The sequence below is a fragment of the Variovorax endophyticus genome (assembly GCF_025376855.1).
In the GTDB taxonomy this organism is placed as follows: Bacteria; Pseudomonadota; Gammaproteobacteria; order Burkholderiales; family Burkholderiaceae_C; genus Variovorax.
Map to the genome: position 1 here is coordinate 96,330 of NZ_JAHUTH010000018.1, position 26,354 is coordinate 122,683.

Annotated in this window: 24 protein-coding genes and 1 pseudogene; 10 read left to right on the forward strand and 15 right to left on the reverse strand. The window is 70.1% G+C overall.

Annotation, left to right across the window (positions count from 1 at the left end):
- Nucleotides 1–151: 151 nt before the first annotated feature.
- The 9 genes from KV106_RS22925 to KV106_RS22965 all read left to right on the forward strand — a co-directional run bounded on the left by KV106_RS22925 (nucleotide 152) and on the right by KV106_RS22965 (nucleotide 9,681).
- A complete protein-coding gene (locus KV106_RS22925) occupies nucleotides 152–1,444 on the forward strand; it encodes an ABC transporter substrate-binding protein (RefSeq protein WP_261212558.1) in 1,293 nt (430 codons plus the stop codon).
- Nucleotides 1,445–1,478: 34 nt separating this feature from the next.
- The gene (locus tag KV106_RS22930) at nucleotides 1,479–2,348 is read left to right on the forward strand and encodes a carbohydrate ABC transporter permease (RefSeq protein WP_261212560.1); all 870 of its coding nucleotides are present in this window, start codon (nucleotides 1,479–1,481) and stop codon (nucleotides 2,346–2,348) included.
- Nucleotides 2,345–3,244 carry a carbohydrate ABC transporter permease gene (locus KV106_RS22935; RefSeq protein WP_261212561.1) on the forward strand — a complete coding sequence of 300 codons (900 nt, stop codon included), beginning with the start codon at nucleotides 2,345–2,347 and terminating at the stop codon, nucleotides 3,242–3,244. Before KV106_RS22930 ends, KV106_RS22935 begins: the two co-directional genes overlap by 4 nt.
- Nucleotides 3,245–3,279: 35 nt before the next feature.
- A complete protein-coding gene (locus KV106_RS22940) occupies nucleotides 3,280–4,383 on the forward strand; it encodes an ABC transporter ATP-binding protein (RefSeq protein ID WP_261212562.1) in 1,104 nt (367 codons plus the stop codon).
- Between the two features lie 31 nt (nucleotides 4,384–4,414).
- Nucleotides 4,415–5,461, forward strand: a complete 1,047-nt coding sequence (locus tag KV106_RS22945; RefSeq protein ID WP_261212564.1) for an NAD(P)-dependent alcohol dehydrogenase — start codon at nucleotides 4,415–4,417, stop codon at nucleotides 5,459–5,461.
- Nucleotides 5,462–5,567: 106 nt separating this feature from the next.
- Entirely contained in the window at nucleotides 5,568–6,416 is an 849-nt protein-coding gene (locus KV106_RS22950; protein WP_261212565.1) for an SDR family oxidoreductase, read from the forward strand.
- Nucleotides 6,417–6,424: 8 nt separating this feature from the next.
- Nucleotides 6,425–7,753 (forward strand): flavin-containing monooxygenase, encoded by a 1,329-nt coding sequence (locus KV106_RS22955; RefSeq protein ID WP_261212567.1) that lies wholly within the window; start codon nucleotides 6,425–6,427, stop codon nucleotides 7,751–7,753.
- Between the two features lie 27 nt (nucleotides 7,754–7,780).
- Nucleotides 7,781–8,683, forward strand: coding sequence for a bile acid:sodium symporter family protein (locus KV106_RS22960; protein ID WP_261212568.1), 903 nt, complete (start codon nucleotides 7,781–7,783; stop codon nucleotides 8,681–8,683).
- Nucleotides 8,680–9,681: an NAD-dependent epimerase/dehydratase family protein gene (locus KV106_RS22965; RefSeq protein WP_261212569.1), complete on the forward strand. Its 1,002-nt coding sequence runs from the start codon at nucleotides 8,680–8,682 to the stop codon at nucleotides 9,679–9,681. Before KV106_RS22960 ends, KV106_RS22965 begins: the two co-directional genes overlap by 4 nt.
- Here KV106_RS22965 and KV106_RS22970 read toward each other — a convergent pair.
- Nucleotides 9,678–10,574, reverse strand: a complete 897-nt coding sequence (locus tag KV106_RS22970; protein WP_057592136.1) for a LysR family transcriptional regulator — start codon at nucleotides 10,572–10,574, stop codon at nucleotides 9,678–9,680. The genes KV106_RS22965 and KV106_RS22970 overlap by 4 nt on opposite strands.
- Before the next feature lie 102 nt (nucleotides 10,575–10,676).
- On the opposite strand from KV106_RS22970, the gene KV106_RS22975 reads away from it, so the two are divergent.
- Nucleotides 10,677–11,450: a sulfite exporter TauE/SafE family protein gene (locus tag KV106_RS22975; protein WP_261212570.1), complete on the forward strand. Its 774-nt coding sequence runs from the start codon at nucleotides 10,677–10,679 to the stop codon at nucleotides 11,448–11,450.
- Between the two features lie 13 nt (nucleotides 11,451–11,463).
- On the opposite strand, the gene KV106_RS22980 is transcribed toward KV106_RS22975, so the two are convergent.
- The 14 genes and pseudogenes from KV106_RS22980 to KV106_RS23045 form a co-directional block, all read right to left on the reverse strand.
- On the reverse strand, nucleotides 11,464–11,949 hold the full coding sequence (locus KV106_RS22980; RefSeq protein ID WP_057592138.1) for an NUDIX domain-containing protein: 486 nt from the start codon (nucleotides 11,947–11,949) through the stop codon (nucleotides 11,464–11,466).
- Between the two features lie 5 nt (nucleotides 11,950–11,954).
- Nucleotides 11,955–12,404, reverse strand: coding sequence for a GatB/YqeY domain-containing protein (locus KV106_RS22985; protein WP_057592139.1), 450 nt, complete (start codon nucleotides 12,402–12,404; stop codon nucleotides 11,955–11,957).
- Between the two features lie 128 nt (nucleotides 12,405–12,532).
- Nucleotides 12,533–12,745 carry a 30S ribosomal protein S21 gene (gene rpsU, locus KV106_RS22990; protein ID WP_007833691.1) on the reverse strand — a complete coding sequence of 71 codons (213 nt, stop codon included), beginning with the start codon at nucleotides 12,743–12,745 and terminating at the stop codon, nucleotides 12,533–12,535.
- A gap of 112 nt (nucleotides 12,746–12,857) precedes the next feature.
- Nucleotides 12,858–14,090: a BaiN/RdsA family NAD(P)/FAD-dependent oxidoreductase gene (locus KV106_RS22995; RefSeq protein WP_261212577.1), complete on the reverse strand. Its 1,233-nt coding sequence runs from the start codon at nucleotides 14,088–14,090 to the stop codon at nucleotides 12,858–12,860.
- Entirely contained in the window at nucleotides 14,087–14,875 is a 789-nt protein-coding gene (locus tag KV106_RS23000) for a YaeF family permuted papain-like enzyme (RefSeq protein ID WP_057592141.1), read from the reverse strand. The genes KV106_RS22995 and KV106_RS23000 overlap by 4 nt, the downstream gene beginning before the upstream one ends.
- Nucleotides 14,875–16,005: a sterol desaturase family protein gene (locus KV106_RS23005; RefSeq protein ID WP_057592142.1), complete on the reverse strand. Its 1,131-nt coding sequence runs from the start codon at nucleotides 16,003–16,005 to the stop codon at nucleotides 14,875–14,877. The genes KV106_RS23000 and KV106_RS23005 overlap by 1 nt, the downstream gene beginning before the upstream one ends.
- A gap of 61 nt (nucleotides 16,006–16,066) precedes the next feature.
- Nucleotides 16,067–16,957: an ABC transporter permease gene (locus KV106_RS23010; RefSeq protein ID WP_261212580.1), complete on the reverse strand. Its 891-nt coding sequence runs from the start codon at nucleotides 16,955–16,957 to the stop codon at nucleotides 16,067–16,069.
- Nucleotides 16,957–17,874 (reverse strand): ABC transporter permease, encoded by a 918-nt coding sequence (locus KV106_RS23015; protein WP_261212581.1) that lies wholly within the window; start codon nucleotides 17,872–17,874, stop codon nucleotides 16,957–16,959. The genes KV106_RS23010 and KV106_RS23015 overlap by 1 nt, the downstream gene beginning before the upstream one ends.
- 4 nt (nucleotides 17,875–17,878) lie before the next feature.
- Nucleotides 17,879–19,147 (reverse strand): ABC transporter substrate-binding protein, encoded by a 1,269-nt coding sequence (locus KV106_RS23020; protein WP_261212583.1) that lies wholly within the window; start codon nucleotides 19,145–19,147, stop codon nucleotides 17,879–17,881.
- Between the two features lie 58 nt (nucleotides 19,148–19,205).
- Nucleotides 19,206–20,309, reverse strand: coding sequence for an ABC transporter ATP-binding protein (locus KV106_RS23025; RefSeq protein WP_261212584.1), 1,104 nt, complete (start codon nucleotides 20,307–20,309; stop codon nucleotides 19,206–19,208).
- A gap of 83 nt (nucleotides 20,310–20,392) precedes the next feature.
- On the reverse strand, nucleotides 20,393–21,205 hold the full coding sequence (gene cobA / locus KV106_RS23030) for a uroporphyrinogen-III C-methyltransferase (protein WP_261212585.1): 813 nt from the start codon (nucleotides 21,203–21,205) through the stop codon (nucleotides 20,393–20,395).
- Nucleotides 21,202–22,107, reverse strand: a complete 906-nt coding sequence (ybiB, locus tag KV106_RS23035; RefSeq protein WP_261212587.1) for a DNA-binding protein YbiB — start codon at nucleotides 22,105–22,107, stop codon at nucleotides 21,202–21,204. The genes cobA and ybiB overlap by 4 nt, the downstream gene beginning before the upstream one ends.
- Before the next feature lie 194 nt (nucleotides 22,108–22,301).
- Nucleotides 22,302–25,037, reverse strand: a complete 2,736-nt coding sequence (locus KV106_RS23040) for a nitrate reductase (RefSeq protein WP_409976551.1) — start codon at nucleotides 25,035–25,037, stop codon at nucleotides 22,302–22,304.
- Nucleotides 25,023–26,323, reverse strand: a pseudogene (locus KV106_RS23045) (FAD-dependent oxidoreductase); the annotation flags it as partial. The gene KV106_RS23040 and the pseudogene KV106_RS23045, both read right to left, overlap by 15 nt.
- Between the last annotated feature and the right edge of the window lie 31 nt (nucleotides 26,324–26,354).

Sequence of the window (26,354 nt, forward strand, 5' to 3'; positions counted from 1 at the left end):
GTTTGGGGGGTACGCGGCGCCGCTGAGCCGCTGCATACGCTTCACCCCGTCCCGCCACCGTCGCGCTGTCCCCGAAAAAGGGCGCCCGGCACGGCGGGCTTGTTCCCCGGCTTCGGCCGGCGATCCGCAACAAGTTCAACGGAGACAAGCGATGTTCAAGGAATCCGCAGGGAGGCGCGCCCGCGTCCGCACGCTGCTCGTGGCGCTGCTGGCGACCGGTGCCGCTGGTGCCGCGCTGGCGCAGGGCGCGATGTGCAAGGAGGACGTGCGGGTGCTGGCGCAGCCGCGTGACGGCCTGACCTTGCTCGAAAAGTACAAGGACGAGTTCAAGGCCCTGGCCGGCGCCTCGTTCAGCATCGACAACCTCAACGAGAACGACCGCCGCACCAAGACGCGCGCCGATGCCTCGACCGTGGGCAAGTACCACGTCTACTACGTGGACGAGGCCAACGTGCCGCTGTTCGCGCAGTCGAAGTGGATCGTGCCGCTCGCGAAGTACTACCCGGCCGACTACGACTACGCCGACTTCGACCCGGGCCGCCAGAAGGTCGCCACCTATGCGGGCGAGGCCTGGTTCGCGCCGCTGACCGGCGGCGGCGACCTGATGGTCTACCGCAAGGACCTGCTCGAGAAGGCCGGCATCAAGCCACCGGCCACGCTCGAGGAATTCGTGGCCGCCGCGAAGAAGCTCAACGACCCGGCCAACGGCGTCTACGGCGTGGCGCTGCGCGGCCAGCGCGGCTCGGGCGCCAACGTGTGGCGCTGGATGCCGTACTTCCGCGGCTATGGCGGCCAGTGGTTCGACGGCGACAAGCCGGTGTTCGACTCGCCCGCCGCGCTCAAGGCCACGCAGACCTACCTCGAGCTCTTCAAGTACTCGGCGCCCGGCACCAAGACCGGCGGCTGGGACGAGGCCACCGGCGCCTTCCTCGCGGGCAAGGTGGCGCTGCTGGTCGAGTCGACGCCGCTCGCGGGCAATGCGCTCGATCCCAAGATGTCGACCGTGATCGGCAAGATCGCCTATGCCACGCCGCCAGCGCCGCTGACCGGCGGCGGCTACGGCCACGGCCTGGCGATCGGCGCCAAGGCCAACAAGAGCGAGGAGGCGAAGAAGTGCGCCGGCCTCTTCATCGCCTGGGCCACCTCGAAGAAGAACGAGCAGCGCCGCCTCGCCGAGGGCCAGTTCGGCGAACTGAACCGCACCAGCGTGCTGGGCAGTCCCGAGTTCGCGAAGCGCTACGGCGCCGACCTCGGCAAGGCGCTGGCCGACACCGGCAAGCTCACCGCGGTCAACTTCTGGCAGGACCCGGCCTGGCCCGACCTCGGCGATCGCTGGGGGATCATCCTCGAGGAGCTGATCACCGGCTCGCGCACCGACATCCAGGCCGGCCTCGACGAGCTCGACGGCTATGCCAAACAGCTGATCGCGCGGCGCCGCAAGTGAGCCGCCCGGCCCCGCGTTCCTTGCGAGTCCCGCGATGACCCTTCACAAGACCCGACTGCCGCTCGTCTTCATCGGCCCCGGCCTGCTCGTGCTCGCGGTGCTGGCGCTGGTGCCCACCGTGTTCGCCATCGCCGTGTCGCTGCAGGACCGCGAGCTCGGCCAGTCCGACATCGGCTGGGTGTGGTTCTCCAACTACCTGCAGCTGTTCTCGGACCGGCGCTTCCTCAACTCGGTCGGCGTCTCGCTGACCTGGGAGCTGCTGACCGTGAGCGCCACCATGGGGCTCGCGGTGCTGCTCGGCGTGCTGCTGTTCCAGAGCGCCACCCCGCGCTGGCGCAATGTGCTGTGCATGCTGTTCATCGTGCCGGTGCTGCTGCCGCGCGTGTCGGCCGCCTTCGTCTGGAAGTTCGCCTTCCATCCGCTGTTCGGCCTCTTGACCTGGCCCTACAAGGCGATCACCGGCGAGCCGCTGGACCTGCTCGCGCAGCCGCTCACGGCGCTGCTCACGGTGGCCTTCGTCGACGTCTGGCAGTGGGGCCTGTTCTTCGCGGTGATCGTGCTCAAGCTGCTCGAGACCCTGCCGCCGCAGCCCTTCGAGGCGGCGCGCATGGACCATGCGAAGCCCTGGGAGGTCTACGCCTTCGTCGCGCTGCCGATGCTGCGCGCGCCGCTGATCAGCCTCGCTTTCGTGAAGATGATCGAGTCGCTGCGCGCCTTCGACCTGATCTACGTGATGACGCGCGGCGGCCCCGGCATCTCGACCGAGACCCTCGACATGTACGCCTTCTCGCAGGGCTTCATCGAGTCGGGCCGCATCTCCTACGCCTCGAGCATGGCCGTGCTGATGATGGTGGCCTCGACCGTGGCCTTCACCTACCTCTGGAAATGGACCCGGCCCGCATGACCCCCGCCACGACTTCCGCCGCGCCCGTGCTGCGCGCCGGCGATGCGCCCGCCATCCGCCCGGCCGCGCGCCGGCGTCTGGGCCTCGGCACCCTGGTGGCGCGGCTGGTGCTCGCCGCCGCCGCGCTCTCGGCGCTGGTGCCGGTGCTCTGGACCTTCCTCAACTCGTTCAAGAACCGGGTCGACATCGTCTCGGCGACGCCGAAGTTCCTCTTCACGCCCACGCTCGAGAACTACGCCTACGTGCTGGGCCGCGAGGCGGTGGCGCAGGGGCTCGTCAACTCGCTCGTGGTGGTGGGCTCGGCCGTGCTGATCGGCGCGCTGCTGGGCCTGCCCGCGGCGTATGCGCTGGCGCGCTACCCGGTGCGGCGCGCCGACGACATCCAGTTCTTCGTGCTGTCGATGCGCTTCCTGCCGCCGGTGGCGGTGGCGATCCCGCTGATGGTGATCTGGCTGCAGCTCGAGCTCTACGACACGCGCATTGCGCTGATCGTGACCTACACGCTGCTCACGCTGTCGACCGTGATCTGGCTCGCGATCCCGGCCTTCAAGGCGGTGCCCCGGGAGGTGGAGGAGGCCGGCCGCGTCGACGGCTACGGCCCCTACGCGATCTTCTTCAAGGTGGCGCTGCCGATCGCCGCGCGCTCGCTGGTCGGCGCCATCGCCTTCGGCTTCGTGCTGGTGTGGAACGAGTTCCTGATCGCGCTGATGCTGACCACCTCGGACGCCAAGACGCTGCCCATCGTGGCCTCGGAGCTGAGCCAGCTCGGGCGCGACGTGCCCTGGGGCATCCTGAATGCCTCCGTGATCCTGCTGTCGCTGCCGCCGCTCCTGATGATCGGCGTGCTCAGCGGCTTCCTCAACGCGGCCTTCAAGCGCAAGCGCGACGCGGCATGAAGACCGCGCACCCCCTTTCCGAGAGACGCAACAACATGTCCGCCATCAGCTGTCACAAGATCATCAAGCGCTACGGCGACACGCAAGTGGTGCACCAGTTCGACCTCGACGTCTGCGACAACGAGTTCGTCGTCTTCCTCGGCCCCTCGGGCTGCGGCAAGTCGACCATCCTGCGCATGCTCGCGGGCCTGGAGGACATCAGCGGCGGCGAGCTGCTGATCGGCGGCACGCGCGTCAACGACCTGCCGCCGCAGGAGCGCGGCATCGCGATGGTGTTCCAGAACTACGCGCTCTATCCGCACATGAGCGTGCGCGACAACATCGCCTTCGGGCTCAAGCGCCTGAAGGTGCCGAAGAGCGAGATCGCGCGCCGCGTCAAGGAGGTGTCGGACACGCTGGGCCTGGAGCGCTACCTCGAGCGCCGGCCGACCGAGCTCTCGGGCGGCCAGCAGCAGCGCGTGGCGATCGCGCGCGCGATGATCAAGACGCCCAAGGTGTTCCTGTTCGACGAGCCGCTGTCGAACCTCGACGCCAAGCTGCGCAACCACATGCGCGTGGAGATCGCGCGGCTGCACCAGACGCTGCGCACCACCACGGTCTATGTCACGCACGACCAGCACGAGGCCATGACCCTGGCCGACCGCATCGTGCTGCTGCGCGACGGCCGCATCGAGCAGGTGGGCTCGCCGCGCGAGATCTACGAGAACCCGCGCTCGGCCTTCGTGGCCGGCTTCATCGGCACGCCGCCGATGAACCTGCTCGAGATGACGGTGGCGCACGGCGACGGCGGCGCCGTGCTGCGCGGGCACGGCGGCACGGTGCGCGTGGATGCGCGCCGCTTCGCGCTCGAGGGGCGCGAGCGCGTCACACTCGGCATCCGGCCGGCCCACCTGCTCGCGCGGCCCGACGACGCGGGCGCCTTCGTGGGCCAGGTGCAGCTGGTGGAGTACCTCGGCAACGAGGTGCTCGTGAGCATCGGCGACGGCCCGGGCAGCGAGATCGCCGCGCTGGTGCATTCGGCGCAGGCGCCGCGGCTCGGCGAGCGCGTGCGCTTCGGCATCGACGCGACCCAGCTCCACCTGTTCGATGCGCAGACCGGTGCTTCGCTGCGGCACGCCGCGGCCGAAGCGCTGCACTGAATACCCGATCGACCCTTTGCAAGAACCTTCCATGAAAGCCCTTGTCCTCGAGAAAGCCCACGAACTCGCGCTGCGCGAGATCGCGCTGCCGCCGCAGCCGGTCGGCCCGCGCGACGTGAAGATCCGCATGCACACCGTCGGTGTCTGCGGTAGCGACGTCCACTACTACCAGCACGGCGGCATCGGGCCCTACGTGGTCGACCAGCCGATGATCCTCGGCCACGAGGCCTCGGGCACGGTGGCCGAGGTCGGCAGCGAGGTCACGCACCTGCGGCCCGGCGACCGGGTCTGCATGGAGCCCGGCATTCCGCAGCTCGACTCGCGCGCCGTGCGCGAAGGCATCTACAACCTCGACCCGGCCGTGCGCTTCTGGGCCACGCCGCCGATCCACGGCTGCCTCACGCCCTACGTGGTGCATCCGGCGGCCTTCACCTTCCGCCTGCCCGACAACGTGAGCTTCGCCGAGGGCGCGATCGTCGAGCCGCTGGCGATCGGCCTGCAGGCCGCGAAGAAGGCCGCGCTCAAGCCCGGCGACGTGGCGGTGGTGGTGGGCGCCGGCACCATCGGCGCGATGACCGTGCTGGCCGCGCTCGCGGGCGGCGCGGCGCGCGTGATCCTGGCCGACCTGGTGCCCGAGAAGCTCGCGCTGTTCGCGAACAACCCGGCCGTGAGCACGGTGAACATCCGCGAGCGCCAACTGGCCGACGCGGTGCGCGAGCTGACCGACGGCTGGGGCGCCAACGCCGTGTTCGAGGCCAGCGGCAGCGTGCGCGCCTTCGAGGGCATCTTCGAGCTGGCCTGCCCCGGCGGCTGCGTGGTGCTGGTGGGCATTCCACCGGCGCCGGTGGCCTTCGACATCGTCGCGATCCAGGCGAAGGAGCTGCGCATCGAGTCGGTGTTCCGCTACGCCAACATCTTCCCGCGCGCGCTCGCGCTGATCGCTTCGGGCCAGGTCGACGTCAAGCCCTTCATCTCACGCACCTTCGCGTTCGAGGACGGCATCCGCGCCTTCGAGGAGGCCGCGGCAGGGCGGGCGACGGACGTGAAGATCCAGATCGAGTTTCCGGCCGAGGCCTGAGCGGCGCCGGCCCCCGCGGCCCGGCGTGCAAGGGAAAACGCCGGGGCGGCGCGGTAAAACGCGCCGCTACATTGGGGCGCATCTTTTTTCGAGCCGCGCTTCCCCGATGCTCCCTCGCTTTCGCAATGCCGTGCTGACGGGCGCCTGTGGCGGCCTGGGCCAGGCCTTGGCGCGCGGGCTGATCGCCGACGGCACGCAGGTGGCACTGGTGGGGCTCGATCGCGAACGGCTGCGCGCGCTCGAGGCGCTGGCGCCCGAGCGCTGCGCGGTCTACACGCCCGACGTGGCCGACACGGTGGCGATGCAGGCCATGGCTGCCGACTGGATGGCCCGGGCCGGCACGCCCGACCTGGTGATCGCCAACGCGGGCGTGGCCGGCGGCTTCGACACCGCGCAGGCCGAGGACCTCGCGGTGCTGCGCCGCATGCTCGAGATCAACCTGCTGGGCGCCGCCACCACCTTCCAGCCTTTCGTGGCCGCGATGCGCGGCGAGGCGCGCGGCGCGCTGGTCGGCATGGCCAGCATCGCGGGCTGGCGCGGCATGCCGGGCAACGGCGCCTACTGCGCGAGCAAGGCCGGGCTGATCCGCTACCTCGAGAGCCTGCGTGCCGAGCTGCGCGGCAGCGGCGTCGGGGTGCACACGGTGAGCCCGGGCTACATCCGCACCGCGCTGACCGCGGGCAACCGCTTCGCGATGCCGGGGCTGCTCGAGCCCGAGGAGGCCGCGCGCCGCACGCTCGCGGCGGTGGCCGCGGGCCGCGAGCGCATCGTGCTGCCGCGGCGCATCGGCTGGCTCTCGAAGGCGCTCGACTGCCTGCCCGAGGCGCTGCATGACCGGCTCTTGAGCGGCCAGCCGCGCAAGCCGCGCGCGGGCGAGGCCGGCGCCACGCCGATCCCCGGGCTGCCACCCTTTTCATCACCGCCAACGCCGAAGGAAGGCTCGCCGCCAACGTGACAGCGACAGTGCCCACCCACGAACAGATCGCGCTGATCGGCGCCGGCCCCTCGGGCCTCGCCGGTGCCCGCAACCTGCAGAAGCACGGCATTCCCTTCCAGGGTTTCGAGGCGCACGGCGACGTGGGCGGGCTGTGGGACATCGCGAACCCGCGCTCCACGGTCTACCACTCGGCGCACCTGATCTCGAGCAAGAGGACCACCGAGTTCAGCGAATTCCCGATGCCCGACACGGTGGCCGACTACCCGAGCCACCGCGAGCTGCGCCGCTACTTCAGCGACTTCGCCACCCGCTTCGGGCTGCGCAAGCACTACCGCTTCGGCACGCGCGTGCTGCGCGTGGAGCCCACCTCCAACGCGCCCGACACCACCTGGCAGGTCAGCGTGGGCCCGGCCGACGGCGATGGCGAGGAGGGCGTGGAGACCTTCGAATTCAAGGGCGTGGTGATCGCCAACGGCACGCTGTCCGAGCCCAAGCATCCGCGCTTCGACGGCCACTTCGAGGGCGAGCTGCTGCACACCAGCGACTACAAGCATGCCGAGATCTTCAAGGGCAAGCGGGTGCTGATCGTGGGCGCGGGCAACTCGGGCTGCGACATCGCGGTCGACGCGGTGCACTACGCGAAGTGCGTGGACATCTCGGTGCGGCGCGGCTACTACTTCGTGCCCAAGTACGTGTTCGGCAAGCCGGCCGACACGCTCGGCGGCAGCAAGCCGCTGCCGCCATGGCTCAAGCAGCGGCTGGACGCCATGGTGCTGCAGTGGTTCACCGGCGACCCCACGCGCTTCGGCTTTCCGAAGCCCGACTACCGCATGTACGAGTCGCATCCGATCGTCAATTCGCTGATCCTGCACCACATCGGCCATGGCGACATCGCGGTGCGCGCCGACGTCGAGCGGCTGGCCGGCCACACCGTGTACTTCAAGGACGGCGGCACGCGCGACTACGACCTGATCCTCACCGCCACCGGCTATGCGCTGCACTACCCGTTCATCGACCGCGCGCTGCTCGACTGGCAGGGCATGGCGCCGCGGCTGTACCTCAACATCTTCTCGCCGCGCTTCGAGAACCTCGCCGTGCTCGGCATGATCGAGGCCAGCGGCATCGGCTGGCAGGGGCGCTACGAGCAGGCCGAACTGGTGGCGCGCTATCTGCGCGCGCAGGCGGCGGGCTCGCCCAAGGCCGCGGCGCTGCGCGCGGCCGCCAAGGGGCCGCCGCCCGACCTGTCGGGCGGCTACAGGTACCTGCAGCTCGAGCGCATGGCCTACTACGTGCACAAGGACACCTACCGCGCCGCGGTGCGCGCTGCCTCGGCGGCGCTGGCCGATCCGGGCTGAGCCGACGAAGAAAAGGACACGCGCCCCATGCTGCCCGTCGACGAGATCCGCCTGCACTTCAACCCGGCCTCGCTGGTGCTGCTCAACGTGGTGCTGGGCTTCCTGATGTTCGGCATCGCGCTCGATACGCGCATCGAGGACTTCAAGCGCGTGGCGCGCATGCCCGGCGCGATGGCGGTGGGCATCGGCGCGCAGTTCATCGTGCTGCCGGCCGTGACCTTCGCGCTCACGCTGCTGCTGAAGCCGGCCCCGAGCATCGCGCTCGGCATGATCCTGGTGGCCTGCTGCCCGCCCGGCAACATCTCGCAGATCCTCACGCACCGCGCGGGCGGCAACGTGGCGCTGTCGGTGTCGATGACCGCGATCTCGAACGCGCTGTCGATCGTGCTGATGCCGCTGAACTTCGCCTTCTGGGGCGGGCTGCATCCGACCGCCGAGCCGCTGCTCCAGACCATCGCGCTCGATCCGCTCGACATGCTGGGCCACATCGTGATGATCATCGGCATTCCCTTCGTGCTCGGCGTGGCATGCGCGCACCGGCTGCCGGGGCTCACGGCGCGCATCAAGAAGCCGGCGCGGATCCTGAGCTTCCTCGCGCTGATCGCCTTCATCGTCGGCGCGATCGCGGGCAACTGGCGCTACTTCCTCGACTACGTGGGGCTGGTGCTGCTGGCCGTGGTGCTGCACGACGCGCTGGCCTTCGGCACCGGCTATCTCTGCGCGCGGCTGTCGGGGCTGGCCGACTACGACCGGCGCGCGGTGGCGATCGAGGTCGGCATCCGCAACGCGGGGCTCGGGCTGGTGCTGATCTTCAGCTTCTTCGGCGGGCTCGGCGGCATGGCCGTGGTGGCCGGCGTCTGGGGCTTCTGGGACATCATCGCGGGCCTCGCGCTCGCGAGCTGGTGGGGTCGCCGGCCCGCGACGCCATGACGGCCGCCGCGCGCCGCGTGCTGGTGACGGGCGCCGACGGCTTCCTGGGCCGCGGCGTGCTGGCCGCGCTCGCGCCCAGGCTCGGCCATGGGCAGCTCGAGGGCCTGGTGGCGCTCGACGTGCGCGAGGTGCCGCGCGAGCGCCGGCTGCCGGGCGTGGCCTACCTGGCGCAGGACGTGCGCGAGGCCGGCATCGGCAAGGCCTTCGCCGACCATGCCATCGACACCGTGGTGCACCTGGCCTCGATCGTCACGCCGGGCAGGGACTCGAACCGCGACTTCGAGCATTCGGTCGACGTGGGCGGCACGCGCAACGTGCTCAAGGCCTGCACCATGTACCGGGTCGCGCACATCGTGGTGTCGTCGAGCGGCGCGGCCTACGGCTACCACGCCGACAACCCGGCCTGGATCGACGAGCGCCAGCCGCTGCGCGGCAATGCCGTGTTCGCCTATGCCGACCACAAACGCCAGGTCGAGGAGCTGCTGGCCGACTGGCGCGCGCGCCATCCCTCGCTGGCGCAGACGGTGCTGCGCATCGGCACCATCCTCGGCGAGCGCGTCGACAACCAGATCACGGCGCTGTTCGAGAAGCGGCGGCTGATCGCGATCCGCGGCAGCGCGAGTCCCTTCGTCTTCGTCTGGGACGAGGACGTGACCGGCGCCATCGCCCATGCGCTCGAGGGCGGCGCGCCGTCCGGCTGCTACAACCTCGCGGGCGATGGCGCGCTGCCGATCCACGAGATCGCGGCGCGGCTGGGCAAGCGCACCGTCGACTTTCCCGCGGGCGTGCTGAAGACGGCGCTGGCGGTGGGCTCGGCGCTCGGCGTGAGCCGCTACGGGCCCGAGCAGCTCGACTTCCTGCGCTACCGGCCGGTGCTGTCGAACACCGCGCTGAAGGAGCGCTTCGGCTACCGCCCGCGCAAGACCAGCGCCGAGGCTTTCGAGGCCTTCGTGGCGGCGCGCGCGGCGCAGGGGCGGCCGGTCACGCGCGGGGCCTAGGCTTTCTCGACGGGTTCGAGCAGGTAGGCGAGCATGCGCCGCGCGTTCAGCGGCAGCTCCTCCGAATTGCGCACGCAGGCCATCAAGGTGCGCTCGGCCCAGGCGTCGGCCAGCGAGGCGCGCGCGATCTTCATCGAACGCGCGCAGCGCGCGGCCGCGGTCTGCGGCAGGATGCCCACGCCGATGCCCTGCTCGACCATGCGGCACACGGCCTCGAAGTTGCGCACCCGCACGCGGTAGGACAGGTGGCGCCCGAGCGCGCGCGCATGCATGGTCACGAGCTGCTGCAGCGCGCTGTCGGCGGGCAGGCCGACGAACTCGCTGTCGACCACCTCGGCCAGCTTCACGCGCCGGCGCCCGGCCAGCGCATGGCCGCGCGGCATCACCAGCACCAGGTCGTCGCGCCGGAACGGATGGCATTCGAGGCCCTCGGTGTCGATGGCGTCGGAGACGATGCCGATGTCGCACAGCCCGGCGCGCAGCGCCTCCACGGTGTCGGGGCTGGGCCGTTCCTCGAGGTCGATCGACACCCGCGGATGCTGCGCCAGGAAGCGCGCCAGCACCTCGGGCAGGTGCTCGGTCAGCGCGGAGGTGCCGCAGAGGAAGCGCACATGGCCCTTGAGGCCCTGGCCGTATTCGCCGAGCTCGCCGCGCAGCCTCTCCATCTGCTGCAGCACCACGCGCGCATGGTGCAGCAGGGTGCGGCCGGCCTCGGTGGGGCGCACGCCCTGGGCGTGACGCGTGAGCAGCGGGGTGCCGAGCGCGTCCTCCATGCCGCGCACGCGCTGGCTGGCCGAGGCCAGCGTCATGTGCGAGCGCTGCGCGCCGGCGGTCAGGCTGCCGGCCTCGACGACGTGGAGGAAGAGCCGCAGGTCGGTGAGATCGAATCGCATGGTGAGCCCGCAAGGTAGCACGCCGGCCTCAGTCTGTGCCTGAGGCTCGCTGCGCGAATGCCGGATTCCCGGCCGGCGCCGCGGCCGGCAGACTGCGCGCCGATGACGTCTTCCTCCTTCTCGAACGAACTGGCCGGCCTCGCGGGGCACGGCATCGCCGCCGCGGCGGTCTTCCTGCTGGCCGGCGTGATCAAGGGCGTGATCGGCCTCGGGCTGCCGACGGTGTCGATGGGCCTGCTCGCGCTGTGGATGCGCCCGGTGCAGGCGGCGGCGCTGCTGATCGTGCCCTCGCTGGTCACCAACGTCTGGCAGACCGGGCCGCGCGCGAGCTTCCTGCCGGTGCTGCGGCGCATCGGCGGCATGCAGGCCGGCATCGTGGCGGGCACGCTGGGCGGCGCCTGGTGGCTGGGCGTGCCGGCCGGCGCCTGGGCCTCGGTGGCGCTCGGCGTGGCGCTGGTGGCCTATGCGCTGTGGGGGCTGACCGGGCGGCAGCTGAAGGTGGCGCCCGCGCACGAACGCTGGCTCGGGCCGCTGGTCGGCATCGCGACCGGGCTGGTGACGGCCGTGACCGGGGTGTTCGTGGTGCCGGCCGTGCCCTACCTGCAGGCACTGGGCTTCCAGCGCGACGCGCTGATCCAGGCGATGGGGATTTCGTTCACCACCTCGACCGTGGTGCTGGCGATCGGGCTCGCGGGTAATGGCGGCTATCCGCTGGCGGTGCTCGGCGGTTCGGCGCTGATGCTGGTGCCGGCGATCGCGGGCATGGTGCTGGGCACCTGGCTGCGCCAGCGGCTGCCGGTGCCGGTGTTCAGGCGCTGCTTCCTGGTCGGGCTGGGGCTGCTGGGCGCCTACATGGCCGTGCGGGCCATGGGATGAGCGGGAGCCTTCCTCAGCCGGCCGCGACGGGCTGCGTCGACGCCAGCGCGGCGCGCACCCGCTCGATGGTCTGGCGGTAGGGCAGTGCGTAGCCGTCGATCGGTGCCTCGGGCGCCAGCCAGCTGAACGAGAACACCAGGCCGTCCTCCTCGGGACTGCCCATGGCCACATGGTCGAAGTGCTCGGGCAGCGGCCCTTCGGCGTGCATCAGGAACAGGTGCCACAGCTGCGGATGGCGGTGGGTGTTGCCCTCGACGCCGGCCTCGCAGTCGCGCTGCAGGGTGCCCAGCGAGACCAGCGCGCCGGCATGGTCGATGCCCGATTCCTCGAGCAGTTCGCGCCGCACCGCGAACTCGGGCGACTCGCCCGGTTCGATGGTGCCCTTGGGCAGCTGCATGTTGCCGTCCTCGGGATGGCGGAACACCAGCAGCCGGCCGCGCGCGTCGACCAGGCAGGCGCAGGCCTTCGGGATCGCGGCGGCCTCGGTGCCGGCGGTCATGGCGATCAGGCGCCGGTCAGCGCGGCCTTGACCGCGGCGCTCACCAGGCCCATGTCGGCCTTGCCGGCCAGGCGCGTCTTGACCGCGCCCATCACCTTGCCCATGTCGCCCGGGCCCGCGGCGCCGAGCTCGGCCACGATGGCCTTGACCTCGGCGGCGATCTCGTCGGCGCCCATGCGCTGCGGCAGGTAGACCTCGAGCACCTTGATCTCGGCCGCTTCCTTGTCGGCCAGGTCGGCGCGGCCGCCCTGGGTGAAGGCGGTGACCGAGTCCTTGCGCTGCTTCACCAGCTTGTCGACGATGGCCACGACCATGGCGTCGTCGAGCTCGACGCGCTCGTCGACTTCCTTCTGCTTGAGCGCGGCCAGCAGCAGCCGGATCGTGCCCAGGCGCTCGGAGTCCTTGGCGCGCATCGCGGTCTTCATGTCTTCGGTGATCTGTTCTTTGAGGCTCATGGGGTCTCCTGCGGGAAAAAACAAAGCCGCGGCAGGTTTCCCTGGCGCGGCTGGAAGGCAGTTGGCGGGGCGGAGGGCGGCGGGTTCGGTGTTGTCGAATCGGCCGCTGCCTCCGGTGCCAGGGTGCGTCAGTACAGCTTCTTGGGCAGCTGCATGCTGCGAACGCGCTTGTAGTGGCGCTTCACGGCGGCTGCCTTCTTGCGCTTGCGCTCGGCGGTCGGCTTTTCGTAGAACTCGCGGGCGCGCAGGTCGGTCAGCAGGCCGAGCTTTTCGATGGTGCGCTTGAAACGGCGCAGGGCGACGTCGAAGGGCTCGTTTTCTTTAACGCGGATGGTGGTCATCAGGAATCGTTGATTTGAAATTTGGCCGGGGGAGGATCGAGAGCCCCAGGCCGGGGTTCCTCAACAAGAAAAAGTGTGTGGCCGTTGAGGGAAGGCCAAAGTTAGCCGGCGATTATAGCGCGTTTGCGCAGGCGTGGGCACTCGCCCAGGCCCATTGGAAGTTGTAGCCGCCGAGCCAGCCGGTGACATCGACCACTTCGCCGATGAAATACAGGCCCGGCTGCTTCGATTCCATCGTCTGGGACGACAGGTCGCGCGTGTCGACGCCGCCGGCCGTGACCTCGGCCTTCTTGTAGCCCTCGGTGCCCGAAGGCACGATCTGCCAGCGCGCGATGCGCTCGGCCAGCGCGGCCAGCGCGCGGTCGGCGGCCTCGTTGATCGGCCGCTGCAGCGCGCCGTCCTGGCCGACCCAGGCATCGGCCAGCCGCGAGGGCACCAGGGCGGCGAGCTCGTTGGCGATGCGCTTCCTCGAGCGCAGCTTGGCCTCGGCGAAGGCCGCGGCCACGTCCACGCCGGGCGCGAAATCGAGCGTGAGCGGCGCGCCGGGCTTCCAGTAGCTCGAGATCTGCAGCACGGCCGGGCCCGAGAGGCCGCGGTGGGTGAACAGCAGGTCCTCCAGGAAGGCCATCTTCTCCTTCCTGGCCCCGGTCTCGATGCGCACCGGCAGCGCCAGCCCGGCCAGTTCGGCATAGGGCGCCCAGGCCTCGCCGCCGAAGGTCAGCGGCACCAGCGCCGGGCGCGGCGCCACCATGCGCAGGCCGAACTGCTCGGCGATGCGGTAGCCGAAGTCGCTGGCGCCGATCTGGGGGATCGACAGGCCGCCCGTGGCGACCACGATCTTCGGCGTCTCGATCGGGCCGCGGCTGCTCTCGATTCGATAGCTGCCGACGCTCGCCCCATCTGCGTTTTCGGCCGAGAACGTGATCTGGCCGATGCGGCAGGGCTGCCAGCGCTCGACCCCGCCGGCCGCGCATTCGGCCAGCAGCATGTCCACGATCTGCTGCGAGGAGCCGTCGCAGAACAGCTGCCCCTTGTGCTTCTCGTGGAAGGCGATGCCGTGCTTCTGCACGAGTTCGATGAACTGCTGCGGCGCATAGCGCGACAGCGCCGAGCGACAGAAATTCGGGTTCTCGCCGATGAAGTGGCGCTGCGGCGCGCGCACGTCGAGGTCGCGGTTGGTGAAATTGGCGCGGCCGCCGCCGGAGATGCGGATCTTCTCGCCCACCTTCTCGCTGTGGTCGAGCAGCAGCACCTTGAGCCCGCGCTGGCCGGCCACGCCCGCGCAGAACAGGCCGGCGGCGCCGGCGCCGATCACCACGGCGTCGAAATGCTTGGCCTCGCTCATGGCCCGTCGGCCGCCAGCACCGGCGGCGGGTTGTACTTGAGGTGGCCCACGTAGCGCAGCGGCTGGGTGGCGGCGATCGAGGGCACGTCGCCCTCGCGCATGTGCAGCAGGTCGGCCGGGCTGACCCAGCGCGGGTCGGCGCTGGTGATCGGCAGGCCGGCCCGGTTGTAGGCCTCGAGCACGAACTGCGAGCAGAAGAACTGGTCGTCGCGGCTCGCGCCCAGCTGCACCATGGCCATGCCGCTCATGCAATAGTGGCTGACCGCGCCCGGCATCAGCGGCAGCTCGCACAGCCGGCGATTCAGCACGAAGGGGGCGTTGAGCAGCACGCCCACGGTGTTGTAGCGCACGCCGACCTGCGACAGCGCCCAGGCACGCATGCGCTCGGCACCGGCCGCGTCCACGCCGGGCACGCGGAAGGCCACCACCATCTGTTCCTCGTCGACCACCTCGGCCAGCGCCCGCGCGCGCACGCCGCTGCCCACGGCCTCGGCGATCTGGCCGTCGCCGAGGTAGAGCACCGCATGGCTCACGGGCGAGAAGGTGCCCAGCCGGATACCGAAGGAGTTAACCGTGGCGATCGAGGTCAGCAGGATGTCGCCGGGCTCCAGCGCGTCGGCCGCGATCAGCTCGCCGCCGTTGCCCGGCGCGATCACCGAGCTCTGCACCCGCAGGCGCAGGCCGTTGTCTTGCGAGGGCAGGTCGAGCCGGGTGGCGCAGGCCCCGAGCAGCAGGGCGGCGCCCGCGGCAGCGAGGGCCGCGCAGGTCTGGCGGAACGCGCGCATCAGCCCTTCCAGACGAACGGGAACTTCAATTGCTTGAAGAAGCCGTTGGGCACGTAGTCGCCGAGCACGCCGTATTTCTCGGGCCAGAGCCTGGTGCTCTTCACCGCAGTGCCGAACAGGTAGTCGAGGAAGGCGTAGTGCGCCGCGTAGTTCTTGTCGAGCGCTTCCTGGTCCTGGCTGTGGTGCCAGTGGTGGAAGTTGGGCGTCACGATCACGTAGCGCAGCGGGCCGAGCCGCACGCTCACGTTGCAGTGGTTGAACACCGCCTGGAAGCCCACCACCACGATGTAGGCGTCGATCACTTCCTTGCTGAAGCCCAGCACGTAGATCGGCGCCAGCACCAGGGTGCGCGTGATCAGCAGTTCGAGGATGTGCTGGCGCGAGCCGGCCATCCAGTCCATGCTCTTCACGCTGTGGTGCACCGCGTGCAGTCGCCACAGCACCGGCACCTCGTGGTAGGCGCGGTGCGTCCAGTACTGCACCAGGTCGGCCACCAGGATGATCAGCAGCAGCCCGGCCCAGAACGGCAGGTTGCCGACCCAGCCGCGAATGCCGTCGTTGGCGGCCCAGCCGAACAGCTTGTGCACCATGAGGTTGGTGGCCAGCAGCACGAAGCCCACGATCATGTGGTTGACCACGAAGTGGTGGAAGTCGGTCTGCCACTCCTCGCGGAACACGGGCTGGTCCTTGCGCAGCGCGAACAGCTTCTCGATGAAGATGAAGATCAGCGAGGAGCCGAGCAGGTCGAGGATGAACCAGTCGAGGCCGATGTAGGGGGTGTTGTCGGCGAAGTCGTTGACGGGGACCTTGTGGCCGCCGAGCAGGGCCGACAGCACGATCAAGAGGAAGGCGAAGGACGAGAGCCAGCGCGTGCGGTTGAAGATGATGTTGACCAGCGAGAGGCCGCCCGAGACCACCATGGCGACCAGCAGCACCCAGCGCATGAGGTCGACGTTGTAGCTCTTGCGCAGCTCGGGCGTGCTCAGGTACTGCGGGAAGTGGAACACCAGCACGCCGAGGAAGCACAGCACCGCGAGGCTGATGGCGATGGTGCCCGTGACCATGCCCTTGCCACGGCGCAGCTCGCCGTGGCTTTCGGCGAGTTCGTTGAGTTTGTCGATTTCCAGCATGCCCGCCTCTGTCTTGCTTTTTTGTAGGGGCGCGATTTTAGGTCGGGCGGCGCCAAAGCGGTCACCCCCTTCGGGTGGAGCGTCGCCGCAGCAACGCGGCCGCCCCCAGCGCCGCCGCCATGACCAGCAGCGACACCACGGTGGTCACCGTGCCGAGGGCATAGATCGAAGGGGTGGTCACGGTCGAGGTCAGGCCCTGCAGCTCGAGCGGCAGGGTGTTGACGTCGCCGATGGCCTGCGAGGTGCGCGCGATCTCGTCCCACGAGAGGGTGAAGCCGAACATGCCGATGCCCACGATCGAGGGGCCGATCAGCGGCAGCACGACGAAGCGGAAGGTCTGCCAGGGCGTGGCGCCGAGGTCGCGCGCGGCCTCCTCGTAGGCCGGGTTGAAGCGGTTGAAGACCGCGAACATGATGAGCAGCCCGAAGGGCAGGGTCCAGGTGAGGTGGGCGCCGAGGGCGGAGCTGAACAGGCCGAGCGCGGTGCCGTAGCCCTCGAGCAGGGTGGTGGCGTCGATGGCGGTCAGCAGGGCCTTGATGCCGGTGTCGAGCAGCCGGAACTGCAGGCCGATGCCCAGCGAGATGATGATCGACGGCATGATCAGGCTCGCGACCGTGACGAAGAACAGGGTGTTGCCGCCCGCGAGCTTCTTGCGGAACGCGAGGCCCGCGAGCACCGAGAGCACGACGGTGAAGCCCATGACCACGGCGCCCAGCGCGAGCGAACGCCGGAACGCGGCGCCGATGTCGACCGTGCCCAGGCCCTCGGCGAGCTTGTGGAACCAGTGCAGCGAGACGCCCCGCAGCGGGAAGGTCAGGCCGCCTTCGGGGCCCTGGAAGCTCAGCACGAAGATCGTGATCATCGGGCCGTAGAGGAACAGCACGAAGAGGGCGAAGACCGTGGCGAGGGGCCAGAAGCCCTTGTCGCGTTTCTCTCGGATGTGCGGGGTCACTAGAGCTCCTTGCGAATGTCGACCAGCCGCGTCAGCCCCCAGATGATCATCAGCACCACCGCCAGCAGGATCATCGCGTTGGCCGCCGCCAGCGGAAACTGAAGGTACGAGGTCTGCACCTGGATGATCTTGCCGATCGAGGCGATCTGCTGGCCGCCCATCACGCCGATGGTCACGAAGTCGCCCATCACGATGGTGATGACGAAGATCGAGCCGATCAGGATGCCCGTGCGCGACAGCGGCACCACCACGTTCCACAGCGTCTGCCAGCCCGAGGCGCCCGCATCGTTCGCGGCCTCGAGCAGCGAGCGGTCGATGCGCATCATGCTGTTGAAGATCGGCACGATCATGAACATCGTGTAGAGGTGCACGAAGGCCAGCACCACCGAGAAGTCGGAGAACAGCAGCCACTCCACCGGCTGCTGCACCAGCCCCAGGCCCATCAGCGCCTGGTTCACCAGCCCGTTGCGGCCCAAGAGCGGTACCCACGAGATCATGCGGATCACGTTCGAGGTCCAGAACGGCACCGTGCACAGCACGAACAGCACCGTCTGCATCGTCGACGAGCGCACGTGGAAGGCCAGGAAGTAGGCCACCGAGAAACCGATCAGCAGCGTGATGCCCCAGACCAGCAGGCAGAACTTGAAGGTGCTCAGGTAGGTGTTGAGCGTCACGCAGAGATCGCCGTTGTCGGTCAGCCGCGAACAGCCCTCGAACAGGCTCAGGTAGTTGCGCAGCGTGAACGCCGGGATCAGCTCGTACTCGTTGAAGTTCCACAGGCTCACCATCGCCACCAGCGCCAGCGGAACCAGGAAGAACAGCAGGAACACCAGCGCGAACGGCGCCGCCTGCCACCACGCCTTCACGGCATGCAGGGGCGCGGTGGCGGCGTTCGCGCGGGTGGTGGGTGCACTCACGGGATCAGGCCGCGACGAACTCGTTCCACTTGCGGACCATGTACTCGTTCTCGTCCATCACCGCGTTCCAGCAGGCGATGCCGCCCATGCGCTGCTCGTAGCTGCCGCCGTCGCGTACCGCGCCGGCCTTGGCGATCACGTCGCCCTGCGGGCTCTTGATGTCCTGCGCCGCGGGCTTGCCCTCCATCCAGTAGGCCCATTCGTAGGCTTCCATCCTGGTCTTGGCCGTGTCGAGCACCGCGCTGTAGTAGCCCTGACGGTTGAGGTAGGCGCCGGCCCAGCCGTCGAGGAACCAGTTGATGAACTCGTAGGCCGCGTCGAGCTTCTTGCCCGACAGCGTGGCCGGCAGGCCGAAGCCCGAGGCCCAGGCCCGATAGCCCTCCTTGAGCGGCTGGAAGGTGCAGTCGATGCCCTTGCTGCGCACGGCCGTCACGGCCGGCGACCACATCGACTGGATCACCACCTCGCCCGAGGCCATCAGGTTGACCGACTCGTTGAAGTCCTTCCACAGCGCGCGGAACTGGCCGGCCTTCTTGGCCTCGATCAGCGTCTTGATCGTGAGGTCGATCTCGGCCTTGGTCATGTTGCCCTTGTCGGCGTACTTGTGGATGCCCTTGGCCTCCACCACCATCGCCGCGTCCATGATGCCGATCGAGGGGATGTTGAGGATCGCGGTCTTGCCCTTGAACTCGGGGTTCAGCAGCTCGGCCCAGGAGCCGATCGGGCGCTTGATGAGGTCGGGGCGGATGCCCAGCGTGTCGGCGTTGTAGGTGGTCGGGATCAGCGACATGAACTGCGTGGCCGACTTGGCGAAGGCCTTGCTCTTCTCGCCCTCGAGGTAGATCACCTTCACGGGCGCCGTGCCCTGGTCGCCGACCTTCTTGCCCGCCACCTCGCCCTTGGTGAACAGCGAGGTGATCTTGTCGGCGTTCTTCACGCGCTTGCTGTCGATGCCCTTGAGGTTGCCGGTCGGCACGATCTTCTTGAGAGAGAAGAACTCGGTGTCGATCAGGTCGAAGCTGTTGGGCGCCGTCACCGCGCGCTTGGTCACGTCGTCGGTAGTCACGGCCACGTACTGGATCTCGATGCCGGTGTCGGCCTTGAACTTCTCGGCGATCGCCTTGTCCTGGTTCACGGCCGTGCCGAGATAGCGCAGCACCACCTTGTCCTGCGCATGCACGAAGGGCGCGATGCCCGTGGCCAGGATGCCGGCCGTGCCTTGCAGCAGCGTGCGGCGCTTGAGTCCGAGGGTCGGGTCGATGATGTCGGTCATGCTGGGTCTCCTGAAAGAAAGGGGAGGAACGCGGAAGGGAAGAAAGAAATGAGGGGGCTCAGAGCGTCATCGCGATTGCCGCCGTGTCGTCGCGCAGCGCGGCGGCGGGCTGCGGCGAGCGTTCGCCCGGCGGCTTGGCGCCCGGCCCGAGCACGCGCGCATCGGCCTCGGCCCACGACAGCCGCACGGCCTCGCCGAGCGCATAGGGCCGCGCGAGGAACGCCGCCTCGCCGAGCTGCACCGACACGTTCGCGCGCCCGGGTGCGGCCGCGTCGAGCGCGAGGCCCAGCAGCACGTAGGTGCCCTGGTATTCGACGTCGGTGACGGTGGCGGCGATGCCTTCCGACGCCTCGGCGGCCGGTGCGATCCGCATGCGGTCGTTGCGCACCGCGATCGGGCCGGCGGGCGTGTCGAGCACGTTGTGGCCGCCCATGAAGCGCGCCACGAACTCGCTGGCCGGATGGTTGTAGACCGCGTGCGGCGAGCCGACCTGCTCGATCACGCCGTGGTTCATCACCACCATGGTGTCGGCCAGCGCCATCGCCTCCTCCTGCGAGTGCGTGACGTGCACGAAGGTCAGGCCCAGCTCCTTCTGCCAGCGCCGCAGCTCGGCGCGCATCTGGATGCGCAGGAAGGGGTCGAGCGCCGACAGCGGCTCGTCGAGCAGCAGCACGCGCGGCTCGGTGATCAGCGCGCGCGCCAGCGCCACGCGCTGTTGCTGGCCGCCCGAGAGCTCGCCGGGCTTGCGCGCGGCCAGGTGGCCCATCGCGACGCGCTCGAGCAGCGCATTGGCGCGCTGCTGGCGCTCGGCTTTGGCGACGCCCTTCATCTTGAGGCTGAAGGCCACGTTGTCGGTGGCCGACAGGTGCGGGAACAGCGCGAAGCTCTGGAACATCATCGCCGTGCCGCGCGCGGCGGCCGGCAGGTCGGTGATGTTGCGGTTGTCGAGCAGGATGTCGCCGCTGGTCACCGACTCGTGGCCCGCAATCATGCGCAGCGTGGTGCTCTTGCCGCAGCCCGAGGGGCCGAGCAGGCAGCAGTAGCTGCCGCTGGCGATGCGCAGGTCGATCCGGTCGACGGCGGCCGGGGTGCCCGGGGCGTAGCGCTTGCTCAGCGCGACGATCTCGATGGCGGCGGGGACGGGCGTGGCGACGGCATTCATTGCCCGTGGCCGAGCACGATCCATGCCCGCGACCGCCGGGCGGGGCCGCCTCTACGCCTTAGGGCGTACGGCGCGCGCCGGGGTCAGGTGCCGAAGCGGTCCGCGTCCGCGGGCAGGCCGGCGGCGGCCAGGCCGCGCAGCACGTCGCCCACCACGATCACCGCCGGGCTCGCGAGGCCGGCCTCGGCGATGCCGCGCTGCAGCCGGCCCAGCGTGGTCGCGACGTGGCGCTGCTGCGGCAGGCTCGCATGCTGGATCACGGCCACCGGCGTGTCGGCCGGCAGGCCGTGCAGCAGCTCGTGCTCGATATGGGCCGCGCCCGACACGCCCATGTAGATCACCAGCGTGAGCCGCGCGCCGTGCGCGGTCGCGGCCAGCGCGCGCCAGTCGGTCGGATCGTCGGCGGCACCGGCGCCCGTCTTCGCATGGCCGGTGACGAACACCACGCCCTGCGCATGGTCGCGGTGCGTGAGCGGCACGCCCAGCGCGGTGACGGCCGCGAGGCCGGCCGTGATGCCGTTGACCACCGCGCATTCGATGCCGGCCTCGCGCAGGTGCTCGACCTCCTCGCCGCCGCGGCCGAAGATGAAGGGGTCGCCGCCCTTGAGCCGCACCACCGTCTCGCCCTCGCGCACCGCGGTGATCATCAGTCGCTCGATGAAGGCCTGTGGCGTGCTCTTGCAGCCGCCGCGCTTGCCCACGTGCACGATGCGCGCATCGGGCCGGGCATGGGCCTGCACGATGGCGTCGTTCACGAGGTCGTCGACCAGCAGCACCGTGGCGGCCTGGATCGCCTTCACCGCCTTGATGGTCAGCAGCTCGGGGTCGCCCGGGCCGGCGCCCACCAGCGTGCAGCGGCCGGCGATGAGGGAGGGGGTGGGGGCGTTCGTTGTCATGCGTGGGATGCCAGTTGCGTGATGTACCGGACCTGCGTGGCGATCGCCTCGGGCACGGGGAGCTCGCCCGCCAGCACGCGGCGCGTGTAGTCGGCCGTGGTCGCGACGTCGATGTCCTTCGGCAGGCCGGGCACCTCGGGGTCGGTGCCGGGCTGCTGGGCCTGCAGCTCGGTGCGCACGCCGCGCACGAAGCCGTCGATCCGGGCGGTGCGGCGCGGGTCCGACACCACCTCGCCCTCGAGGCCGCGCGACAGCAGCGCCGTCATGCCGGTGAGCTCGAAGGTGTCGGCCATGACGCGCGCGTATTCGGGATGGGTGTAGCTGCCGACCACCACGCAGGCGCCGGCGCCCGGCTGCATCAGCTTGACCACGCTGTGGCCCGGATTGCGCAGGCCGACCACGCGGCGCACGTCGAGCAGCCGCTTGAGGCCCGGGCTCATCAGCTCGGTGGCGGCGAAGGCGGCCTCGCCGGCGGCGATTTCGCGCACCGCGGTCAGCGGCGCGGTGCCCAGCGCCTCGAGCACGTTGGAGGCCAGCACACGCGCGGTCTCGGTGGCGCTGCCGTGCACCAGCACCGGCAGGCCCTCGCGCGCCAGCAGCAGCGCCAGCAGCGGCGTGAGCACCGGCAGCTTGCGCGCGCCGTTGTAGCTCGGCAGCACGACCAGCGGACGCTCGCTGGCGGGAAAGCGCGCCAGCCGCGCATGCGTGGCATCGAGGAAACCGGCCATCTCCTCGGGCGTTTCGCCCTTGATCCGCATCGCGAGGCAGAAGCCGCCGATCTCGAGGTCGGTGACGGTGCCGTCGAGCACCTGGCCGAACAGGTCGCAGGCCTGTTCGCGCGACAACGGCCGGGCGCCGCGCGCGCCCCGGCCGATTTCCTTGATGTAGTGGCTGATTCCCATGGGTAGGCGGATTGTCCCGCAAGGCTTATGCCGGAATGAAAGTCGGCTTATGCATGGTTTCTTGAAAGCGGGCCGCCGGACGCAGAGGACGCGATGGTTGCGCAAAGAGCGCAAAAGAAGACATGAAATTCTTGAGGTTCTCCTTTCGCGTCCTTCGCGCAACCTTCGCGTCCTCTGCGTCCGGAAGTCCGTATTCATACGGCCACCGCAGCCTCGACCGGTGTCGCCCGCACCCGCCGCTTGAGTTCGGGAATGCACGAACCGCAGTTGGTGCCGCATTTCAGAGCCCCCTGCAGCGCTGCCAACCGTTCCGCGGGCGAGCCGTCGCAGCGCCGCAGCTGGCGCTCGATCGCGAGATCGGTCACGTTGAAGCAGGTGCAGACCGGCTTGCCGCGCGACTGCACCGCCACCGGGGCGCGCGCGCCGGGCGACAGCAGCAGCCGGCCGTAGTCCTGCGCCGGCAGCTCCTCGCGCAGCACGGTGGCGATCCAGGCCTCGGCGCTGGTGTCGCCGCCCAGCAGGAAGGCCTCGAGCCGCGCGCCGTCGGACCGGCGCGCCAGCCGCGCCGCGCGGCGCTGGCCGCGGCGGCGGTCGGCATAGCGCAGGGTGTCGGGCGCCTGCAGGCCCAGCAGGCCCTCGATGCGCGAGAGCAGGGCGTCGTCGGGCGCTTCGTGGGCGGCGGCGCGGAACAGCAGGCCGCCTCGGCTGCCGTCGGCGCCCGAGAAGGGCACGCAGGCCGCGAACGGGAAGGCCGCCATCAGCGCCTGCAGCGCGCGGCGCGCGGCCAGCGCGTCGTCGTCGGGCAGCCAGGCCATGGCCAGCAGCGACCAGGGCAGCTCGGCCTTGAGGATCTTGACCGGTACGTGCTTGAGCTCGGGCTGCTTCGAGATGGGGCAGTACGCCGGCGTGGTGACGGTATTGATGCCGGCGAGCGGCGTGCCGGTGGAGGACGAGCCGCCCAGGTACTCGCCGCCCCAGTGCATCGCGACGAAGGCCTGGTCGGGCGCGATCTCCTCGCTGGCGCGCGCGGGCAGCAGGATCGAACCGCGCCGCGAGCTCAGGTGCACCAGGTCGCCCTCGCGCAGCGCGCGCCGCGCCATGTCCTGCGGGTTCATCTGCACCGCGGGCTCGGCCACGTGGCCGAACAGCCGGCCGACGTTGCCGGTGCGGCTCATGCCGTGCCACTGGTCGCGCAGACGGCCGGTGTTGAGCGAGAACGGCCAGCGCGGTTCGCGCGGCTCGGCCAGCGGGCGGTAGACGGTGTCGACGAAGCGCGCGCGGCCGTCGGGCGTGGGGAACACGCCGTTCTCGTAGAGGCGCGCGCGGCCGGCCGTTTCGCCCTCGCGCAGCGGCCACTGCTGCGGGCCGGCGTGCTCGAGCAGCGCCCAGCTCAGGCCGGTGATGTCGAGGTCGCGTCCGCGCGTCGATTCGCGGTGCTCGTTCCAGACCGATTCGGCGTTCTCGTAAGCGAACAGCGTGGCCGCGCGGCCCAGCCGGGCCTCGAGCCGGCGCGCGAATTCGGCCGCGATCGACCAGTCGTGGCGCGCCTCGCCGGCCGGCGGCACGGCGGGGCGCACGCGCGAGATGCGGCGCTCGCTGTTGGTGACCGTGCCTTCCTTCTCGCCCCAGGTGGTGGCCGGCAGCAGCAGGTCGGCGTAGGCGCAGGTGGCGGTGGTGGCGAAGGCTTCCTGCACCACCACGAACTCGGCGCGCTCGAGCGCGCGGCGCACCGTGGCCTGGTCGGGCATCGACTGGGCCGGGTTGGTGCAGGCGATCCACAGCGCGCGGATCTCGCCGTCGGCCGCGGCCTGGAACATCTCGACCGCGGTCTTGCCGGGCTGCGCGGGCACCGAGGGCACGCCCCAGAGCGCCGCCACCTCGGCGCGGTGCGCGGGGTTCGCGAGATCGCGGTGCGCGCTCAGCAGGTTCGCGAGGCCGCCGACCTCGCGCCCGCCCATCGCATTGGGCTGGCCGGTGAGCGAGAACGGCCCGGCGCCCGCGCGCCCGATCTGGCCCGTGGCCAGGTGCAGGTTGATCAGCGCGGCATTCTTCGCGGTGCCGCTCGAGGACTGGTTGAGACCCTGGCAGTACAGGCTCAGCGTGGCCGGCGAGGTGGCGAACAGCCGGGCCGCCTCGAACAGCTGCGCGGTCGACAGGCCGCAGACCCGCGCCACCGTCTCGGGCGTGCAGTCGCCGACCGTGGCCTTCAGCGCTTCGAAGCCGCTGGTGTGGGCCGCGATGTAGTCGGCGTCGATCCAGCCTTCGCGCAGCATCAGGTGCAGCATGCCGTTGAACAGCATCACGTCGGTGCCCGGCTGCAGCGGCAGGAACAGGTCGGCGATCTCCACCGTGTCGGTGCGGCGCGGATCGGCCACCACGATCTTCAGCGCCGGGTTCGCAGCCTTCGCGTCCTCGATGCGTCTGAACAGGATCGGATGGGCCCAGGCGGTGTTGCTGCCGACGATGAACAGGCACTGCGCGTGCCGCAGGTCGTCGTAGCAGGCGGGCGGCGCGTCGGCGCCCAGCGTCTGCTTGTAGCCGGCCACCGCGCTGCTCATGCACAGGCGCGAGTTGGTGTCGATGTTGTTGGTGCCGACCAGGCCCTTGGCGAGCTTGTTGAAGACGTAGTAGTCCTCGGTGAGCAGCTGGCCCGAGACGTAGAAGCCGACCGCGTCGGGGCCGTGGGCCTGCACGATGCCGGCGAAGCGCCCGGCCGCCTGGTCGAGCGCCGCATCCCAGTCCAGCGGCTGCGGTGCCTCGCCGCGGCGTGCGCGCTGCATCGGGCGCAGCAGCCGCGTCTGGCGCGTGATCGGCGCGCTGGCCGTCAGGTGCAGGGTCGAGCCCTTGGTGCAGAGGCGGCCGAAGTTGGCGGGGTGGTCGGGGTCGCCGCGCACGCCCGTGATCTGCGTGCCCTCGGACTCGATGATCACGCCGCAGCCGACGCCGCAGTAGGGGCAGGTGGAGCGGGTGTCGGTCATGCGGCCGCCTTCGGTTCGTCCTCGCCGGCAACGGCTTCACCAAACATCAGCCGGTCGCGGATCTCCTGCACGCTGCGCCCCTCGCGCACCAGCGCGTAGTACCAGCTGCCGTCCACCGTGTCGCCGTAGAGGCAGGCGCCCACCAGCTTGTCGTCCTTGAGCACCAGCTTCTTGTAGACGCCGCCGAAGGGATCGCTCAGCACGATCTCCTCGGTGCCTTCGCCGCCCATGAACTCGCCCGCGCTGAACAGGTCGACGCCCGTGACCTTGAGCTTGGTCGAGGTCAGCGAGCCCTGGTAGCGGCCGATGCCGAACTGCGCGAGATGGTTGGCCGCCACCTTGGCCTGCTCGAACAGCGGCGCCACCAGGCCGTAGGCGATGCCGCGGTGCGCCGCGCATTCGCCCACCGCGTAGATGCGCGCATCGGTCACGGTCTGCAGGGTGTCGGTGACCACGATGCCGCGGTGGCAGTGCAGCCGCATGCGCTCGGCCAGCTCGACGTTGGGGCGGATGCCCACGGCCATCACGACCAGGTCGGCCCGGACCTCGGTGCCGTCCTTGAAGCGGATCGCGGTGACGCGGCCGTGCTCGCCGCCGACCAGTTCCTGGGTCTGCGCGCCCATCCTGAACTTGAGGCCGCGCTCCTCGAGCGACTGCTGCAACAGCCGGGCCGCGGTTTCGTCGAGCTGGCGCTCCATGAGCCATGGCATGACGTGCACCACGGTCACCTCCATGCCGCGCCGCATCAGGCCGTTGGCGGCCTCGAGGCCCAGCAGGCCGCCGCCGATCACCACCGCATGGCGGTGCGTGCGCGCGGTCTCGATCATGCAGTCGGTGTCGGCGATGTCGCGGTAGGCGATCACGCCCTCGAGCTCCTTGCCGGGCACCGGCAGCATGAAGGGGGTGGAGCCGGTGCAGACCAGCAGGCGGTCGTAGGCGGCCTCGGTGCCGTCGTCGGCGCGCACGATGCGCTTCACGCGGTCGACCTCGACCACCTTCTTCCCGGCATGCACCGCGATGCCGTGGTCGCGGTACCAGTCCCAGCCGTTGAGCACGATCTCGTCGAGCGTCTGCTCGCCCGCGAGCACCGGCGACAGCATGATGCGGTTGTAGTTGGGATGCGGCTCGGCGCCGAACACCGTGATCTCGTAGAGGCCGGGTGCGATCTTCAGCAGCTCCTCGAGCGTGCGCACGCCGGCCATGCCGTTGCCGATCAGCACGAGTTTCATCTTCTTCATGGGGCCCTGCCTTTCTGCGACCGAGCGGATA

Bases quoted from the DNA above. Each gene is read 5' to 3' on its own strand.
- KV106_RS22940 (WP_261212562.1), top strand. From the start codon at position 3,280: ATGTCCGCCATCAGCTGTCACAAGATCATCAAGCGCTACGGCGACACG.
- KV106_RS22930 (WP_261212560.1), top strand. From the start codon at position 1,479: ATGACCCTTCACAAGACCCGACTGCCGCTCGTCTTCATCGGCCCCGGC.
- KV106_RS22945 (WP_261212564.1), top strand. From the start codon at position 4,415: ATGAAAGCCCTTGTCCTCGAGAAAGCCCACGAACTCGCGCTGCGCGAG.
- KV106_RS22985 (WP_057592139.1), bottom strand. From the start codon at position 12,404: ATGAGCCTCAAAGAACAGATCACCGAAGACATGAAGACCGCGATGCGC.
- KV106_RS22935 (WP_261212561.1), top strand. From the start codon at position 2,345: ATGACCCCCGCCACGACTTCCGCCGCGCCCGTGCTGCGCGCCGGCGAT.
- KV106_RS22970 (WP_057592136.1), bottom strand. From the start codon at position 10,574: ATGCGATTCGATCTCACCGACCTGCGGCTCTTCCTCCACGTCGTCGAG.
- KV106_RS22980 (WP_057592138.1), bottom strand. From the start codon at position 11,949: ATGACCGCCGGCACCGAGGCCGCCGCGATCCCGAAGGCCTGCGCCTGC.
- KV106_RS22965 (WP_261212569.1), top strand. From the start codon at position 8,680: ATGACGGCCGCCGCGCGCCGCGTGCTGGTGACGGGCGCCGACGGCTTC.
- KV106_RS23020 (WP_261212583.1), bottom strand. From the start codon at position 19,147: ATGACCGACATCATCGACCCGACCCTCGGACTCAAGCGCCGCACGCTG.
- ybiB (WP_261212587.1), bottom strand. From the start codon at position 22,107: ATGGGAATCAGCCACTACATCAAGGAAATCGGCCGGGGCGCGCGCGGC.
- KV106_RS22925 (WP_261212558.1), top strand. From the start codon at position 152: ATGTTCAAGGAATCCGCAGGGAGGCGCGCCCGCGTCCGCACGCTGCTC.
- KV106_RS23000 (WP_057592141.1), bottom strand. From the start codon at position 14,875: ATGCGCGCGTTCCGCCAGACCTGCGCGGCCCTCGCTGCCGCGGGCGCC.
- cobA (WP_261212585.1), bottom strand. From the start codon at position 21,205: ATGACAACGAACGCCCCCACCCCCTCCCTCATCGCCGGCCGCTGCACG.
- KV106_RS23005 (WP_057592142.1), bottom strand. From the start codon at position 16,005: ATGCTGGAAATCGACAAACTCAACGAACTCGCCGAAAGCCACGGCGAG.
- KV106_RS23025 (WP_261212584.1), bottom strand. From the start codon at position 20,309: ATGAATGCCGTCGCCACGCCCGTCCCCGCCGCCATCGAGATCGTCGCG.
- KV106_RS22995 (WP_261212577.1), bottom strand. From the start codon at position 14,090: ATGAGCGAGGCCAAGCATTTCGACGCCGTGGTGATCGGCGCCGGCGCC.
- KV106_RS22975 (WP_261212570.1), top strand. From the start codon at position 10,677: ATGACGTCTTCCTCCTTCTCGAACGAACTGGCCGGCCTCGCGGGGCAC.
- KV106_RS22960 (WP_261212568.1), top strand. From the start codon at position 7,781: ATGCTGCCCGTCGACGAGATCCGCCTGCACTTCAACCCGGCCTCGCTG.
- rpsU (WP_007833691.1), bottom strand. From the start codon at position 12,745: ATGACCACCATCCGCGTTAAAGAAAACGAGCCCTTCGACGTCGCCCTG.
- KV106_RS22950 (WP_261212565.1), top strand. From the start codon at position 5,568: ATGCTCCCTCGCTTTCGCAATGCCGTGCTGACGGGCGCCTGTGGCGGC.